General features: G+C 61.7%; 12 protein-coding genes. 3 read left to right on the top strand and 9 right to left on the bottom strand.

Going from position 1 to position 16,122, the window contains the following annotated elements; all coding sequences use genetic code 11:
* Positions 1-178: 178 nt before the first annotated feature.
* Both AC1VWL_RS05020 and AC1VWL_RS05025 read right to left on the bottom strand, forming a co-directional pair.
* Complete coding sequence (locus tag AC1VWL_RS05020) at positions 179-2,662, bottom strand: DEAD/DEAH box helicase (RefSeq protein WP_482985970.1); 2,484 nt, start codon at positions 2,660-2,662, stop codon at positions 179-181.
* A gap of 133 nt (positions 2,663-2,795) precedes the next feature.
* Complete coding sequence (locus AC1VWL_RS05025; RefSeq protein WP_482985971.1) at positions 2,796-5,330, bottom strand: IgaA/UmoB family intracellular growth attenuator; 2,535 nt, start codon at positions 5,328-5,330, stop codon at positions 2,796-2,798.
* Here AC1VWL_RS05025 and AC1VWL_RS05030 point away from each other — a divergent pair.
* From AC1VWL_RS05030 to rlmF, 3 genes are all read left to right on the top strand, one after another.
* The gene (locus AC1VWL_RS05030; RefSeq protein ID WP_482985972.1) at positions 5,233-5,733 is read left to right on the top strand and encodes a hypothetical protein; all 501 of its coding nucleotides are present in this window, start codon (positions 5,233-5,235) and stop codon (positions 5,731-5,733) included. The two genes, AC1VWL_RS05025 and AC1VWL_RS05030, sit on opposite strands and share 98 nt — an antisense overlap.
* A 77-nt stretch (positions 5,734-5,810) precedes the next feature.
* Positions 5,811-6,473: a dTMP kinase gene (gene tmk, locus AC1VWL_RS05035; RefSeq protein WP_481615304.1), complete on the top strand. Its 663-nt coding sequence runs from the start codon at positions 5,811-5,813 to the stop codon at positions 6,471-6,473.
* A gap of 161 nt (positions 6,474-6,634) precedes the next feature.
* The gene (gene rlmF / locus AC1VWL_RS05040; RefSeq protein WP_482985973.1) at positions 6,635-7,615 is read left to right on the top strand and encodes a 23S rRNA (adenine(1618)-N(6))-methyltransferase RlmF; all 981 of its coding nucleotides are present in this window, start codon (positions 6,635-6,637) and stop codon (positions 7,613-7,615) included.
* Positions 7,616-7,777: 162 nt separating this feature from the next.
* Here the strand turns inward: rlmF and AC1VWL_RS05045 are convergent, their stop codons facing one another.
* From AC1VWL_RS05045 to AC1VWL_RS05075, 7 genes are all read right to left on the bottom strand, one after another.
* Positions 7,778-8,959 carry a DUF3667 domain-containing protein gene (locus AC1VWL_RS05045; RefSeq protein ID WP_482985974.1) on the bottom strand — a complete coding sequence of 394 codons (1,182 nt, stop codon included), beginning with the start codon at positions 8,957-8,959 and terminating at the stop codon, positions 7,778-7,780.
* 177 nt (positions 8,960-9,136) lie between these two features.
* A complete protein-coding gene (locus AC1VWL_RS05050) occupies positions 9,137-9,586 on the bottom strand; it encodes a nuclear transport factor 2 family protein (protein WP_482985975.1) in 450 nt (149 codons plus the stop codon).
* A 65-nt stretch (positions 9,587-9,651) separates the two neighbouring features.
* On the bottom strand, positions 9,652-11,634 hold the full coding sequence (locus AC1VWL_RS05055) for an NACHT domain-containing protein (protein WP_482985976.1): 1,983 nt from the start codon (positions 11,632-11,634) through the stop codon (positions 9,652-9,654).
* Positions 11,635-11,957: 323 nt separating this feature from the next.
* Positions 11,958-13,379 carry a short-chain fatty acid transporter gene (locus tag AC1VWL_RS05060; RefSeq protein ID WP_482985977.1) on the bottom strand — a complete coding sequence of 474 codons (1,422 nt, stop codon included), beginning with the start codon at positions 13,377-13,379 and terminating at the stop codon, positions 11,958-11,960.
* 142 nt (positions 13,380-13,521) lie between these two features.
* Positions 13,522-14,148, bottom strand: a complete 627-nt coding sequence (ycaC, locus tag AC1VWL_RS05065) for an isochorismate family cysteine hydrolase YcaC (protein WP_482985978.1) — start codon at positions 14,146-14,148, stop codon at positions 13,522-13,524.
* Between the two features lie 218 nt (positions 14,149-14,366).
* A complete protein-coding gene (locus AC1VWL_RS05070; protein ID WP_481534124.1) occupies positions 14,367-15,056 on the bottom strand; it encodes an isochorismatase family protein in 690 nt (229 codons plus the stop codon).
* A gap of 170 nt (positions 15,057-15,226) precedes the next feature.
* Positions 15,227-16,093 carry a pirin family protein gene (locus AC1VWL_RS05075; protein ID WP_481534123.1) on the bottom strand — a complete coding sequence of 289 codons (867 nt, stop codon included), beginning with the start codon at positions 16,091-16,093 and terminating at the stop codon, positions 15,227-15,229.
* Between the last annotated feature and the right edge of the window lie 29 nt (positions 16,094-16,122).

A 16,122-nucleotide genomic window follows, 5' to 3' on the forward strand; every position in this document is an offset into this window, starting at 1 on the left:
CCCCCCACCAACACCCCATCTCCCCGGGCTAAACCGGCAATGGCGCCCCCACCCACCTTGGGGGGGTGGGCGGCCCCCCCCGCTCCTACAACAGCTGCGGGCCCCGCTGATTCCGCAGGTGCTGCCGTTGCCAGCCCCGCCTGTTTACGCAGGGCCTTCAATTTGTCCAGGCTGATGCTCATGGCAGCAGGTCGACGGCCTCGTCCATGACGATGGTTGGCACCTGGTCGCAACGCTCGGCCGACAACAGCGACAACACGGTCAATGCCAATGCGCGTGGTGTCGGTCCCTTTTCATCTTCCTGCGCAGCCAGCACCGGGCCAACGCAGGCCGGACAGCCGGCATTGCAGTCGCAACGCTCCACCAATTCCAACGCGCGCTGCACCAGCTCGCCTTGGCGCTGCCACAGTGGTTCGCTCAGGCCCACGCCACCGGGGAAGTTGTCGTACAGGTAGACCGTGGGGACGAAACTCTGCATCAGTTCCACCGAGGCTTCGCCGGCTTCATTACCACGCAGCTGACCGCGGCCGGTCTGGTCGGCGATTGCAAACCAGGCACCATCGCCATTGCCCACTGCTTTCTGCAGATCGCGGGCGTCGGCCATCACCGCGACGGTGGCGACGATGTGCAGCGCATAGGCGGCACCGAGGAAACCGTCCAGTGCATCCTGCTTCTGCGCGAAGCTACGCAGCAACGTCGCCTGCGGCAGCTGCCACCAGACGGACGTGGTGTGCAGTTCCTGATCGGGCAGGTTGACCGGGCCGTAGCCGATGTTCTCGTGCGTGTAGTAGCGGATCTTCTTGTAGCCGGCCACGCGCCGCACCACATGCACTTCGCCGTGGTGTGAATCGCCACGGCCGGCGCCGTTGCCATCAAAGCGGTCCAGTACTTTCAGCTTGGTGTAGTCGATGCTGTCGGTGTAGTAGTCGACGTGCGTGCGGGTCACGTAGGCCTTGCGGCCGTCCCAGTCCAGCCGCTCCACCTGGTACGGCGTGCTCTGCACCATGTGGATGGCGCCTTCGTACAGCGTCAACGCAGCGGCGGAGTAATCCACCTCGGCGATGATCTGCTGCTTGCCGTCGCTGCGGTCCACCACCACGAAGTTGCCATCGGCCACCGCGCGCAGGCTCACTGCGTTGGCGGGATAGCTGTCGGCGATCCACTCCCAGCGGTCGCCTTCCTGGTGCACCACTTCGGTCTCGGCCAGCGCCTGCAGGAATACCAGCGGATCGATCGGCCCGAACGGCTCACCAGCCAGGAAGGGCAGCTCGAACGCCGCACAGCGGATGTGATCGAACAGGATCAGCGGCTGGTCCGGCGAAATGCGTGCATGCTCGGGCGTCGCGTTGGCGAAGAAATCCGGATGCCGCACCACGTACTGGTCCAGCGGCTGGCTGCTGGCCACCATCACGCCCAGCGCGGCCTGCTGACGACGACCGGCGCGGCCGAAGCGTTGCCATGTCGCCGCAACGCTGCCGGGGTAGCCGTTGAGGATGACCACGTCGAGCGCGCCGATATCCACGCCCAGCTCCAGCGCCGAGGTGCTGACGATGCCGTCGATGTTGCCGGCGCGCATCGCCCGTTCCACCTCGCGGCGCTCGGTCGGCAGGTAACCACCGCGGTAGGCGCGGATGCGCGCCGGCTTGCGCGGGTCGTTGTCGAAGATGTCCTTCAGGTACTTTGTCAGCACCTCCACCATCAAGCGCGTCTGTGCGAACACCAGGGTCTTCAAGCCGCTCTTGATCGCGATGCGGGCAATACGATTGGCTTGTGATCGTGCCGAGGCACGCAGGCCAAGGTCCGGGTTGATCACTGGGGGGTTCCACAGCAGCACGTGCTTGGGCCCGGTCGGTGCGCCGGACTCCGTGATCGCATGCACCTTCTCTTCCACCAGCGCCTCGGCATGCGCATGCGGGTTGCCGATGGTGGCCGAGCACAGGATGAACTGTGGTTGCACGCCGTAGAACGCGCAGATGCGCTTGAGCCGGCGGATCACATTGGTGACATGGCTGCCAAACACGCCGCGATAGGTATGGATCTCGTCGATCACCACATAGCGCAGGTTCTCGAAGAACTGCGCCCATTTGGTGTGATGCGGCAGGATGGCCTGGTGCAGCATGTCCGGGTTGCTGACCACGATGTCACCATGCAGGCGGATCGCTTGCCGCGCATCGCCGGGCGTGTCGCCGTCGAAGGTGAAGGCCTTGACGCCGAGGTCACCGGCGCGGTTGAGCTCCAGCAGTTCGGCCACCTGGTCCTGCGCCAGCGCCTTGGTCGGGAACAGGTACAAGGCCTTGGCATTGCCCTGCATCGCCGCGCTGACCACCGGCAAGGTGTAGCACAGCGATTTGCCGGAGGCGGTAGGCGTGACGATGGCGACGTGCTCGCCACGCTGGCTGGCGTCCCAGGCCTCGGCCTGGTGCGAGTACAGCTGCTCGATGCCGCGTGCCTTCAATGCGGCTTTCAGCGCCTCGGGCACGTCATCGGGAATCGGCGCATAGCTGCCTTCGCGGCCGGGAATGGTGAAGCTGCCGGTGACCCGGTCCTTGTAGCGCCGGGCCAGGCGCTGGCCGAGCAGCGAGCCGTCACGCGATGGCAGGCCATCGGTGGTTGCCAGCGCCCGTTCGCTGGCTTCGGTGCGGGGAGCGAGGGAAAACGCCATGCACGCAACTGCCGATCAAAGAGTCTTATGGAAGCATATCGCCGTCTCAATGGCTGAGACGGCGATATGCCGAAGCGAGCGGCATGCCTGCGCAGCACGCCGCGCTCCAGGTTCGGGTCCTTGCCGGCGAAGCTCAGAGCATCTGTTGCTGCCCGGGGGGCGGGCGCTTGCGCATATCCTCGGTCAAGCCTGTACGCCGCCGCCTGGCGTTGCGTATGCCAATGAACAGCCGTGGCAGTTGGCTGCCGAGCAGGGCCAGGGTCAGCAAAAGCAACAAGGTGGCGCCGATGGCGGAGGGCGTTTTGCTGGGGTCGCCGTCCAGCGCCGAGAGTTCCACACGCAAGCCGTCGCCGGTTTGGGTCACTCCAACGACGCGGGCATTGATTTCGAATGGTGACTCCTTACCCAGCAGCTGCTGGGTGCGCTGCCATTGCTCCAGCAAACCGTTCGCGCCGTGGTGGTCGTCGCTTCCGTAGTCGCGACCGCTATCAGCATCTTCGGCAGAAGGATCTGCAGCGCGTTCATCCACCGCCAGCGTCACCCCATCCTTGCCTTGAGCCAGGATCTGCGCTGTTTGCCTGGACAGCGCGTGGGCGATGTCGGCGGAGGCGAAATCACGGGTAAGCCCGCGGATGTTCTCGACGTCAGCGATGTTCAGTTCGATGCTGTTGAAGGCACGTGGAAGGTCCCCCAGCTTGCGCAGTTCCTGCGCCAGCGCCGGCCAGTCCGTCAGCGACCTGCTCCCGTTCTCATCATGGACTTCAAGTTGCAGCGCTTGTGCCAGCGAGCTCTTCAATGCATCACATTCGGCAGATGCGGTGGCGCAAACAGTCTCCAGCAGAGACACCAGGTCATGCAGCCCACTGACTTCCAGCACCGACGCGGATGCGCCGAAGGGATAGCTGCCCGTACCTGCCATCATTGCGGTGAGCATCGCCTGTGAACTGGACCTGCGTGTCTGCAGGTAATCGCCGGAGTACAGCGCCATGAGCGCTGGATCCAGCTGGAGCGAGCCCGCCTGGACGGGCTTGCCGCCCCAGCGGACCTGCAGGCAATCGGCGCTGGCAATCATTTCGCCGGAGTCGTCGCGGTGCGATGTGGGTGCACAGAACCCCGTACCGGAGAGGCGCAGCGTATCTCCGCGCGATGGCGGATTCTTCAGCAGCGATTGTGCGCTTGCATCCTCTCGCACCTTGCCGGGGATGATCGCGGCAATGCTGGTTTTCAGCTTCGGGATGACGCCATCATTTCCCGCCAGCAATAGCATCAGCGCAAACACGCCCACCAAACTCAGCAACAGCGGTGTGCGCCAGCGGGCTTCAGGGAAGCGTCGCTGTTCGTCTTCCAATGACCAGCCGTTGCCGAGCCCGAGGACTCGGCCACTGTCGCGGTCAACCTCGATTTCGACCGATTCGCCGGAAGTGACGCGGCCGCTGTTGCGCCAATGAGCGGGCAGGTGCAGCTTCAGGCTGTCGCCGAGAAGTGCATGGGTGTTGACCACGGCGGCGTTGCCGGCGGCGCGTTGGGTGAACATCAACAGCGGGCCGCGGGCGCGATCAACCTGGCGTCGTGGGAGGGCATCCGCGCGCGGGCGTCGCAGCGCCAGCATGATGCCGACAAGCACGCAGCCCAACCCGCCAACGATGAACATCGTCTGCGCAATCCTGCCCAACGGGCACGCCCCAAGCCACAGCAGGATCACCGCTGCCAACCAGACCAAGGCCAGTGCTTTTTTCCAGCGTTGCTGCAGGCGCAGCTGCGCTTCGACCGCGGTCTCGGTGCGCTGATGCAACCATTCAACCGGATCAGCAGTCGGCGTGGTTGGGGCAGTCGGCACAACGCTTCCGGGAGCACGCTCGGACCGCGCGGGTGCGGCGTCTGTTGCGGCGGCAGTTGCTGGCGTGCCTGCTACCGCACGCTGGCGGCCGCTCACCACATCGAAGCCGTTCAATGTGACGACGATGGCGATATCGCCGGAAATCACCACTTCCGCATCGTTGTCGGCGCCCACAAACGCCGGGGCGTCGTAGGGCATCAGCACGGTCACGTCATTGATGGTGTCGTGCAGGGTGGTGCCACTGTTGATGCTCACACCATGCTGGCGGTACGGCCCTGTCAGGCGGCGGACCTCGGGTTGGAACAGCAACTTCTCCGTGACCTTCAGCGGCTCCAGGGCTGCGATTTCCGGTTCCGTCAGCGGGCGCGTGACCGGCGTCCTGCGTAATACCTGCAAGGCATCATGGTTGGCCGAGCGCCGTGACTGGTAGATCAGATAGCTGACCAGGGCGAAACCCAGCAGCAACAGTTTCACAACGATATAGAAGCTCATGAATGCAACCTCTGCGCGGTTGCCCCATTTGAGCGCGCATACGCGCCTGCCATCCTGACCATCGTTCCTCCTATGAACTGATCGGCGAAATCCATTTTGTGCTGCAGTCAGTGACCGTCGCCAGGCACTGCACCGGTGAATGTGAATGGACATCATGGGTGCCCGGCCACCTGCCACGAAATTTGAAGGTGGCGCCGGTAATATCGTGTGGCTCGGGCGTTCATGATAGGACGGGTAGGTGATGTGGCGATACAGGACGATGCTGGTAGTGCTGGGGGCCCTGGCATGCTTCCACGCGCAGGCCCAACAAGTGCCGGTAGCACCGCCTGCGGAAACCACCGCTGCGCCTGAAGCGACCCTGCCGACGGATCAGGATGCGCAACTGCCTGCAGGGCAGGACAACGTCACCACCCTGGGCGAGGTGCGTGCCATCAAGCCCGAGGACGACGAGCCGCTGGACCTGTACCGCTTCAAGAACCCGGTGCAGGCCGCGCCCAACCGTTTCAGCAAGAACTGGAGCGAGCCACCGACGCCCGAGCAGGTCGGCATGAGTGGCGGCTACCTGATGATGGGCATCGGCTATGGCCTGATGAAGGCCGCGCAGGGCCTGAACAAGCTCACCGGCGGCCCCGACCAGATCCAGTCCGCGATTGCCCGGCCACCGCCGGAGCTGACCGAGGACGAGCAGCGGCGGGCGGCCGAGTACTGCGCGATCAACGGCTGCACCGTGCCGGAACGCTGATACGGGGGCTGTTCCTGGCATGGCGGCAGCGGCGTCAAGCCGCGCGGTATCGGCCGGATCCGATTAAAGTAGCGCCCATGGATAACCAACAGATTCCCGGTGGCCTGCTCATTGCCATCGAAGGCATTGATGGCGCTGGCAAGACCACGCTCGCTCACACTCTGGCCCAGCACCTGCGCGCTGCAGGGGCACAGGTCGTACTGGGCAAGGAACCGACCAACGGCCCATGGGGCACCCGCCTGCGCGCCACCGCCGCCACCGGCCGGCTGAGCCCGGAGCAGGAGGTCGAATACCTGCTGCACGACCGTCGCCAGCATGTGGAAGAGGTCATCACCCCGGCCCTGGCCCGTGGCGAGATCGTCATCCTCGATCGCTACTTCCCGTCGATGGTCGCCTACCAGGGCGCCGCCGGCCTGCCGCTGGACGAGATGCTGCAGGCCAACGACTTCGCGCCGCGCCCGAATTTGCTGCTGTTGCTCGACCTGCAGCCGGAGCAGGGCCTGGAGCGCATCCGCGCGCGTGGCGACAAGCCCAACCACTTCGAAACCGCACAGAACCTGGAGCGTTGCCGGCTGATCTTCCAGCAGCTGGAGCTGCCCAACAAGCAGATCATCGACGCCAGCCGCAACGAAGCCGAAGTGCTGCGCGATGCGCATGCGGCGATTGCCGCGGCCTTGGCGTTGCGCGTCGGTGAAGCGGGTGCGCAGCTGCTGCAGAACGTGCAGGGTTTGGAGCTGTAGAAGGCTGTTGAACCTGTAGGAGCGGCGTAAGCCGCGAAGCTGACAATGCCTCAGGTGCAGGCAATACATGTCATCTGCTGCTGTACGTGCTTCGCGGCTTACGCCGCTCCTACAAGCACACTGATTGCCCTGGTTCGTCACCCCTAGCGCTCAACAAGAACATGATTTCCCGGCTACAACGCTCGAACAGGCAAGCAGCGGCACAGCCGCCGCTGCACCCCCGCAACCGTCACCAGGGCCGCTATGACCTGGTGCGCCTGGTCGCGGCAAATCCGGCCTTGCGTGCGCACCTGATCCGTACCCCGGCCGGCACCGACAGCATCGATTTCAGTAACCCGGCTGCCGTGCGCGAACTCAACCGCGCGCTGCTCGCCAGCGACTACGGCATCCAGCAGTGGGATATCCCGGAGGGTTACCTGTGCCCACCGGTGCCGGGCCGGGTCGACTATCTGCATTGCCTGGCGGATCTGCTGGCTGCAGACAACAACGGCGTGATCCCACGCGGCCCCGGCGTGCGCGCGCTGGACGTCGGCGTCGGCGCCAACTGCATCTACCCACTGCTGGGGCAGGCCGAATACGGTTGGCGTTTCCTTGGCAGTGATATCGATGCGGATGCCTTGCAGGCCGCCAATGCCAATGTGCAGGCCAATGGTCTCGGCCAGATCATTGAACTGCGCCAACAGCATGCACGCGGCAATCTGTTCGCTGGCCTGCTGCAGGCCGATGAGCGTTTCCACGTGACCCTGTGCAACCCGCCGTTCCACGCATCGGCCAAGGAGGCCGCGCAAGGCAGTCAGCGTAAGCTGCGCAACCTCGGCGGCGCGCAGGCAGGCTGCCGCAAGGCACCTGCGCTTAACTTCGGTGGCCAGGCCAACGAGCTGTGGTGCACCGGTGGTGAGGCCTCATTCCTGCGGCGGATGATCCGCGAGAGCGCGGATATCCGGAATCAGGTGCTGTGGTTCAGTTCACTGGTGGCCAAGAGCGAGCATCTGGCCGATATCCACAAGCAGCTGGGCAAGGTTGGCGCAGCTGAGGTGCGTGAAGTGGCAATGGCGCAGGGCAACAAGCAGAGCCGCTTCGTTGCCTGGAGTTTCCATTCAACCGCTGCGCGCAAGGCGTGGTTGCAGGCAACGCAGGCCTGAATCGTCAGACCGTAGCCCGGGTAAGCGCAGCGCACCCGGGAAGTGGGGAGCAGGAAGTCTTTCCGAGCACGCCCCAACAGCCCGGGTGCGCTGCGCTTACCCGGGCTACACGAGCCAATCGCACGTCGCCCAATTGCAACGCTGCGTGGTTTCAAACCGGCTTCAAGCCGATACGCCGGCCAGCACCGCGTACATCACCACGAAGGTGACCAGGAAGAAATAGATGAAACCGATGAAGCTGTAGCGCAGCAGGGTCAGGATCGGATTGCCGCCGTATACGCGCTGCTGCATCCAGAACAGGTAGACCGGCACCGCCAGCCACAACAGCACATACAGCCAGGCGCAGATCGAGCTGACCACCGCATTGCCGATCGCGCCGCTGATACCGGCGATGAGGAAGGTGGTCAGCAGCACCAGCATCAGCCAGCAGTGGCTGTACAGCGCCACCACCAGATGCTCCAGATAGCCCATCGGCCGGCGCAGGATGTAAGCGACGCGCAACACCAGCGCGAAGATCGGCATCAGGAAGAACAGCGCGCCGGGCAGTGAGGTCAGGATGGCCTGGACATACAGATCGGTCTTGTTGCCCATGCGCTCGACGTTGGCCTGGCCATTGGCCAAGCGACGGTTCAACCAGTTGCTGACGAATTTCGGCCAGCCCTCCAGCACGATGGGATTGGTCTCGGCGTCCCAGGGTTTGCCGTTGACCGGGACATTGATGAAGACGGCCTTCTTCTCGGCGCTGACGCGGTCCGCTGCGTCGTTGGCACGCGCCAGCGCCGAGTCGGTAGCGCTGCGTGCGGATGGCTGCGTGTTTGCTTCGAGTTCCGCAGTGCGCTGCGCAGCTGAGGTGTTGATCGCTGCCATGGCAATGGCAAGCGCTGGCACCGCCGCAGGGTTCGTCTTCTGCTGTTGCTCGATCTGCGCCACCTGGGTGGCGCGCACGGCTTCCACCTCGGCCACGGTCTGCGCCTTGGCGAAGGCCGGATCGGCGTTGCTGCCGGTGCCGAAGTCGTCGCTGTGCAGGGTCAGTTTGCCGACGAAGAAGGTAAACAGGGTGAGGATCACGAACAGCCGCAGCGGCTGCACATAGCCGACGCGCTGGCCCTTGAGGAAGTTGACGGCAATCCGGCCCGGCACCAGCAGATCGCGCAGGGTGCGGAAAATGCGCCCATCCAGATGCCAGAACGATTCGAACACCTCCTCGACCGCATGCCCGAAGTTCTTCAGCGGGTTATGCGCCGACTGCCCGCAGCCATGGCAGTAGTGGCCCTGCAACGGCGTGCGGCAGTTCTCGCAGGCACCGTGCTCGGAAGTGGAATGCACGACTTCGGTCTGGCTCATGGCTGGCGCGGCGGGCAACGGTTGGAAGCCGCATACGATAACGGGGTTTTCCGGCTTCGTTCAGTATCAGTTCAAGAAAAATTCAAAACGAAGTAAAGCCCCTCTCCCGCCTGCGGGGGAGGGGTTGGGGTGGGGGGAAGCTTCTGGCACGTAGACCCAAAGTCCAAACCACCCGACTCAGGAACCCCGCACCTTCCGGTGCCACAACGCATTGACGATCACCCAGCGCCCGTCAAACCGGCCCATCTGCAGGTGATCGATGAACCATGGGCTTTCCAGCCGCACCGTGGCGATATCCTCGTCCACCTGCAGCACCGTCACCGTGCGCTGCCACTGCTCGCGCGGCGTCTTCAGCGCGCCCTCGCGGGTGAAACGGATCAGCTCATCCGAACTCATCCGGCCCAGCCCCAGGGTTTCATTCGGGTTGGCAACGAGGTTGCGCTTGGCCAGGTCTGGATGCAGCGCACGCGTCACCCGTGCGACATCGCCTTCCAGCTGGCCGTCCATGTAATCGTAGGCGGTGGCCTCGATGGCCTGCAGGGTGGCCGCATCCGGAGGCGACGCCGCGGCGCTGCCGGCGACGCAGAGCATTCCCACGACAAACACGCGTAGTGCGGCAGACAGCATGACGAGCCCCTGATAGTTGGAACAAAAAACTGCGCGGCGATGGGACGCCGCGCAGCGCAAGCTAGCTATGAGCTTGAGATTAGGCTTGAGCGAATATAGTTGCGGGACGAATCAATAAATTTGGTTAGCCATTTTGTATCTTCGCTCAGATTCTCAACGGTTCTGTCCAAAATCAAAAGTGATCCGTGTGGATTTGATAGTGAGAGCGGAGCAGATATGTTAAGTATGACTGCTACATCCGTGAAATTTATATCTATCTTCTCTGAAAGGTCTGTGCACTTTTTCAGTGCTACTTCAGAGAAACCAGGGGCTGGTCTATGCAGTATCTCATTGGTCAACTTTCTGTAAGGTAGTAGGGCATTATGAAGTGATGGCCGCCGGTTCTTATCGTAATAGTAGGGATGAGTTACGCCAGCGGCACCTATGGTGCACATAGGATATATGCCCGTATTGGCCATCGCGGTGACGAAATTCTGCAAAGAGTTGACTATGTGCATGTTTGCAGACAGGCGATCAGTTGCGCGCAGCGTGGGTCCGACAGATAGGCATCTGTACATCAAGTATAGAAGTTTTGCGCGTCGCTCAATTGCGGGATAGTTCTGCAAATCTTTCAGCGAGGTCTTTCTTGTCATCATTTTGAATATTTCTGCAGGATCGTTGTGAAGCGCGCAGATAAATTCAATGACAGATGACCAGGATTCATCCTCTAGATGTGTCTTTACCAGCTCAAGATCCCTTCGGCATTCGATCGAATTTTTGGCAACAAAGTAGTCCTGGATTGATGCGTGACTAAAGCAAAAAGACTCAATGGAGTGTCTCTCGAGGATTCCGTGGTGGCGCTCAATTTCTTCCACCACATTCCGAACTTCAGAAATGTCAATGCCAATTCTTTCTAGGTACGTGGCAGCAAGCGAAAAAACCGATTCGTCCGTGAACGTATAGGTTAGGCTCTGGCTAGATGCTTCTCCCGCAATGTGTTCAAAAAGCCGCTCCTTGTGCATGTCTGACAACGATTCATAAACAGACATGCGCCTAAAACCACGAGTTGTATCCCAGTCGCGCAAGAGAGTCTCGACACATCGCTTGTAGACCTCCACTTTTCGTCTCGGAAGCGCAAGATCGTGTTTGAACTGGATGCAGAGAAGACTGAGTAGAAGAGGAGTCTCTGTCAGCTCTGAGAGACTTTGATCATTATTGATGACGCCAATAAGCTTCTCGCCCATTGGTCGATCACTTTTGAACCAAGATCGTATGATTCGCTCAACCGCGACTTTCGTTAGTTTTACAATTTCGACTTCGTCAAAATTTGATAGAACTTCTTTATAGTCGGCGGCTCTGCAAGAAACGGCTATTTTATTGTCGGGGTAAAGAGTGCAGAACTCAGTTATCCGCTCTATTACCTGCTTTCGAGACCCGTCAGGGACTTCATCAAGTGAGTCAAGTAGAACTACGGACAGGCCCTTTTTTATTGATCTTTCAATAAAATACTTGGCATGCTCACCTTCTTTGCTGATAAGTGGGCGGCAGATGTATTCTAAAAGAGTAAGATTGCTTCTAGATAGCTCTGGAAGCGATATGTAAAAAGGCAGTTTTGATGTTCGGAGCTTGCTGTCTTCGAATATCTCTTTATCCGAGTACGCTAGTGCGAGGAATTTCAGAAAGGTGGTCTTGCCCGCGCCCGGCCCTCCAAGTACTACCAGTCTGTCGCTTTTCTCAAATTGCTCCGCCCCATCGATTTTTTTCGACTTGGATTTATCAAGAGCTGAGTCTATCTTCGCGCTTTCAATGGAGTGCCACTCTGGGGCATAGAGTCTACGCTTGATTGCGCTTGAGACAGTTGTTGGATAATAGAGATCCCGAAGTGGCATGGAGTTAGTCATGCCCAGGACTTTCATTTTTCCTACAACTTCCTTCAACTGAGAAAAGTGGGTTGATCGATATTTATTAAATATATCAATCGCCTCAGTCCCGTTGTTCAGTCCTTTGAAAACTGCTGCGATAGATGATTTGATTGGCTCATCAAACCAATTTATTACTGGAATTTCCATAGTCCGATCTGACTCCCCTGATCCATTGGTAGTGACGTGAAGATTCCTTCACGCCGCGCAAGATTTCAAGAGGTATCGAGCGAGGCGGTTACCTACAGCTCGTTGCTGGAGGATTGTGTTAGCCGCATGGGGGATCGTTATTGCTTCTGCGCGATCAGTTAGCTGGATAGCTCAAGCAATGATGAGCTCCTAACGCTGTTGGTGAATTATTCGTCGGAATTTAGTGAAAGCCCCTGCCGAGCATGGCTCGGCACTACAGGGGGGCAGAAAGCAGAACGCCACGCATTGCGTGGCGTTCTGTGTTCAACAATTGCGGTAAGCCATCAAGGCATTACGGGTGGCGTATACGCCAGCGTCGCACCCAGTGCCCACAACAGCAGCAGTACCAGCGGGGTGTGCACCAGCAACTGCACGAAGGTGAAGCCGATCAGGTCGCGTGCCTTCAGGCCGAGTACGCCGAGCAGCGGCAGCATGTAGAACGGGTTGATCAGGTTGGGCAGGGCTTCGGCGGCGTTGTAGATCTGCACCGACCAGCCGAGGTGGTAATGCAGTTCATTGGCCACCTGCATCACGTACGGGGCTTCGATGATCCACTTGCCGCCGCCGGACGGGATGAAGAAGCCCAGCACCGCCGAGTAGCTGCCCATCAGCAGCGCGTAGGTGTCGTGGCTGGCGATCTGGGTGAAGAAGGTGGAGATGATGTGGGCCACGCTATGGCCTTCGCTGCCGTTGACCGTGGTCATGATGGCGGCGATGGAGCCGTACAGCGGGAACTGGATCAGCACGCCGGTGGTTGAGGGCACGGCGCGCGATACCGCATCGAGGAAGCTGCGCGGGCGCCAGTGCAGCAACGCGCCAGCCATCAGGAACAGCAGGTTGTAGGTGTTCAGGCCAGAGATCGCCTGGATCGCCGGTTTGGTGCTGAACTCGTGGATCAACCAGCCAGCAGCCAGCGCAACCAGCAGCAGGATCAGCAGCGGGCTGTGCTCCAGCCATTCGCCGGGGCGGGTCGGCTTGGCCTTGGCCGGGGCGGCATCGGCGGTGACATCGACGCCGCAGTCGGCGGCATCGCGCGCCGAGTTGGCGGCCGGTGCGGTGACGTAGGCAATGATCAGTGACACCACGACCAGCGCGGCCAGCAGCACGCCGGACTGCCACAGGAAGATGGTTTCGGTGAACGGGATGACGCCGGTGATCGACAGGATCGACGGCGGCAGGCTGGCCGGGTTGGCCTGCAGCTGTGCAGCCGAGGACGACAGGCCCAGGGCCCATACCGCACCGAGGCCGAGATACGCCGCCGCACCGGCGGCGCGGTAATCCATCTTCAACTCGCTGCGGCGGGCCAATGCACGCACCAGCAGGCCAGCGAATACCAGGCTCAGGCCCCAGTTCAACAACGATGCGGTCATCGACACGATGGCGACCAGGGCGACCGCGCTGCGGCCGTTCTTCGGCACGCGGGCCAGCCGATCGATCAAATGCGAGGCCGGACCCGACGAAGCCACCACATAGCCGCCGATCACCACGAAGGCCATCTGCATGGTGAAGGGGATCAGGCTCCAGAAGCCATCGCCGAAGGCCTTGGCGGTGTCGGTAGGCGCGGCGCCTATGGACAAGGCCGCCAATGAGACGGCGGCCAGGGCGAGGGCGGCGAACACCCAGGAGTCGGGGAACCAGCGTTCGGCGAAATTCGCACAGCGGATCGCAAAGCGCGCCGAGGCGGTGTCTTGGGTGGTGGGCTGCATGGGGCGGATACCGTGGGGAAGCAACCCGGGGACGGTAACGCGGCAGCGATGATGCGCGGAACTGGACCTTCGGATAGTGCCCGCGTATTCATGCGAAGACGCCGCCTGCGGCGAAGCGGCGTCTCCGTGCTTACCCAGCGGCTTACTTGCCGGCAGTCAGTGTGGTGTAGCTGGTGATCAGGTTGCGGTAGTCGGGAATGTGGTTGGAGAACAATGCACCCAGGCCTTCCACGTCGTTGCGCCAGTCACGGTGCAGCTCGCAGGCCACGCCGAACCAGGTCATCAGCTGCGCGCCAGCCTGTTCCATGCGGCTCCACGCGGCCTGCTGGGTCATGCTGTTGAAAGTGCCCGAGGCATCGGCGACGACGAACACCTCGAAGTCCTCGGCCAGCGCCGACAATGCCGGGAACGCCACGCAGACCTCGGTGACGACGCCTGCAATCAGCAGCTGCTTCTTGCCGGTGGCCTTGACCGCCTTGACGAAGTCTTCGTTGTCCCAGGCATTGATCTGGCCAGGGCGGGCGATGTACGGCGCATCCGGGAACAAGGCCTTCAGCTCCGGCACCAGCGGGCCATTCGGGCCGTTCTCGAAGCTGGTGGTGAGGATGGTCGGCAGCTTGAAGTACTTGGCGATGTCGGCCAGTGCCAGCACATTGTTCTTGAACTTGTCCGGATCGATGTCGCGGACCAGCGACAGCAGGCCGGCCTGGTGATCGACCAGCAATACGGCAACGTCATCTTTGTTGAGGCGGGTATAGGGCTTGCTCATGTGAGGCTCCGATGTTTCCTTCTCCCTCCGGGAGAAGAGCTTGTCCCCGCGAAGGCGGGGATGCCCCGAAGGGGCGGATGAGGGTGTGGGTGCGCACTGCTGTGATGCTGAAAGAATTGGATGGTTTGTTTATCGCTGGCTTCGTCTGCCTTCACCCCAACCACCGCTCCGCTGCCTCTCTCACCCCGAAGGGAGAGGGGCTTGCTTAGAGACTTGCTTCAGCTGCGCTGCGAATCCAGCTGCTCGTGGTTGGTCACCACTTCCTGCGCCTTGCTGTAGCTCTCGATCAGCAACTGGTAGTTGGGGAAGATATTGGTATAGGCCTGCGCCCATTCGGCGGCGTCTTCGCGGTTCCAGGTCTTCTGCAGTTCCGAGGCGACAGCAGCCACATCGATGACCACGACGCCGGCCTGCATCATCCGCGCCAAGGTGATCTCCTGCGCCTGCTTGGAATAGGTGCCGGAGGCATCAATCACCGCGAACACCTGGTAGCCATCGGCGACCGCTGCAATCGACGGGAATGCCATGCACACGCTGGTGATGGTGCCGGCGATGATCAGCTGCTGCTTGCCGGTGTCCTTCACGGCCTGCACGAAGTCGGGGTTGTCCCAGGCGTTGATTTCACCCTTGCGAGCCACGTACTTGGCGTGTGGCGCGTTCTGGTGGATTTCCGGAATCAGCGGGCCGTTCGGGCCCTGCGGCACCGAGGCGGTGGTGATTACCGGGATCTTCGCCAGCGAGGCCAATTTGGCCAGCGTCGAGGCCAAGCGCCGCAGCGTGGTGAACGGCATATCGTGCACGGTCTGGAACAGGCCGCTCTGGTGGTCGATCAACAGCATCGCGACGTTGTTCGGGTCGATGACGGGTTTTGCGCCGTTGAAGTTGGCTACTTGAGGGAAGGTATACATGGCGAGACTCTCTTGGATCTGGATGACATCGCAGCGTGCGCAGAGCAGCGGTGCGGGGAAGAGATGACCGGGATGGGCCCTGTCATCGGGGACTACGCTGTTGTTTGCTTGGTACTGACTTCGTTCGCCCTCACCCCAACCCCTCTCCCATGGGGAGAGGGGCTTGAGCATCACGCTGCGATCTGGCCGAAGCGGCCGGAGTTGAAGTCATCCATCGCCTGACGGATTTCTTCCTGGGTGTTCATCACGAACGGGCCGTAGCCGGCGATGGGCTCATCGATCGGTTCACCGGCCAGCACCAGCACGGTGGCGTCGGCGTTGGCTTCCAACTGCACTTCGCCGGCCTGGCGGTCGAACAGCACCAGCTGGCCTTCGCGGGCAACCTGGCTGCCGTTGAGCAGCACGGTGCCGTGCAGGATCACCATCGCCACGGTGTGGCCCTGCGCGAACTGCAGGGTGGTGTGCTGGTCACGCGACAGGCGCATGTCCCACACGTCCATCGGCGTATGCGTGCGGGCCGGGCCGCGCTGGCCGCCGAACTCACCGGCGATCACCCGCACCGTGCCGGCACCATCGGCCAGTGGTACCACCGGGATATCGGCGTTGCTGATGTTCTGGTAGCCCGGTGCGGCCATCTTGTCCTTGGCAGGCAGGTTGACCCACAGCTGCACCATCTCCAGCTTGCCACCGCGCTGGGTGAAGGCTTCGGAGTGGAATTCCTCGTGCAGGATGCCCGAGGCAGCGGTCATCCACTGCACGTCACCCGGGCCGATCTCGCCACCGGCGCCGGTGGAGTCGCGGTGCGCCACTTCACCGTCATAGACGATGGTGACGGTCTCGAAACCACGGTGCGGATGCTGGCCGACGCCGCGCGGGGTCGGCGCGGGCTCGAACTCGGCCGGGCCTGCATGGTCCAGCAGCAGGAAGGGGCTGAGCTGGCGGCCGTGGGTGTTGTACGAAAACAACGAACGGACCGGGAAGCCATCACCGACCCAGTGCGGGCGGGGCGCGCTGTACAGGCCACTGATCTTCTTCATCTGTCTGCTCCTTGGGCGGCGCGGGGTGC

The sequence above is a fragment of the Stenotrophomonas sp. STEN063 genome (genome assembly GCF_056854515.1).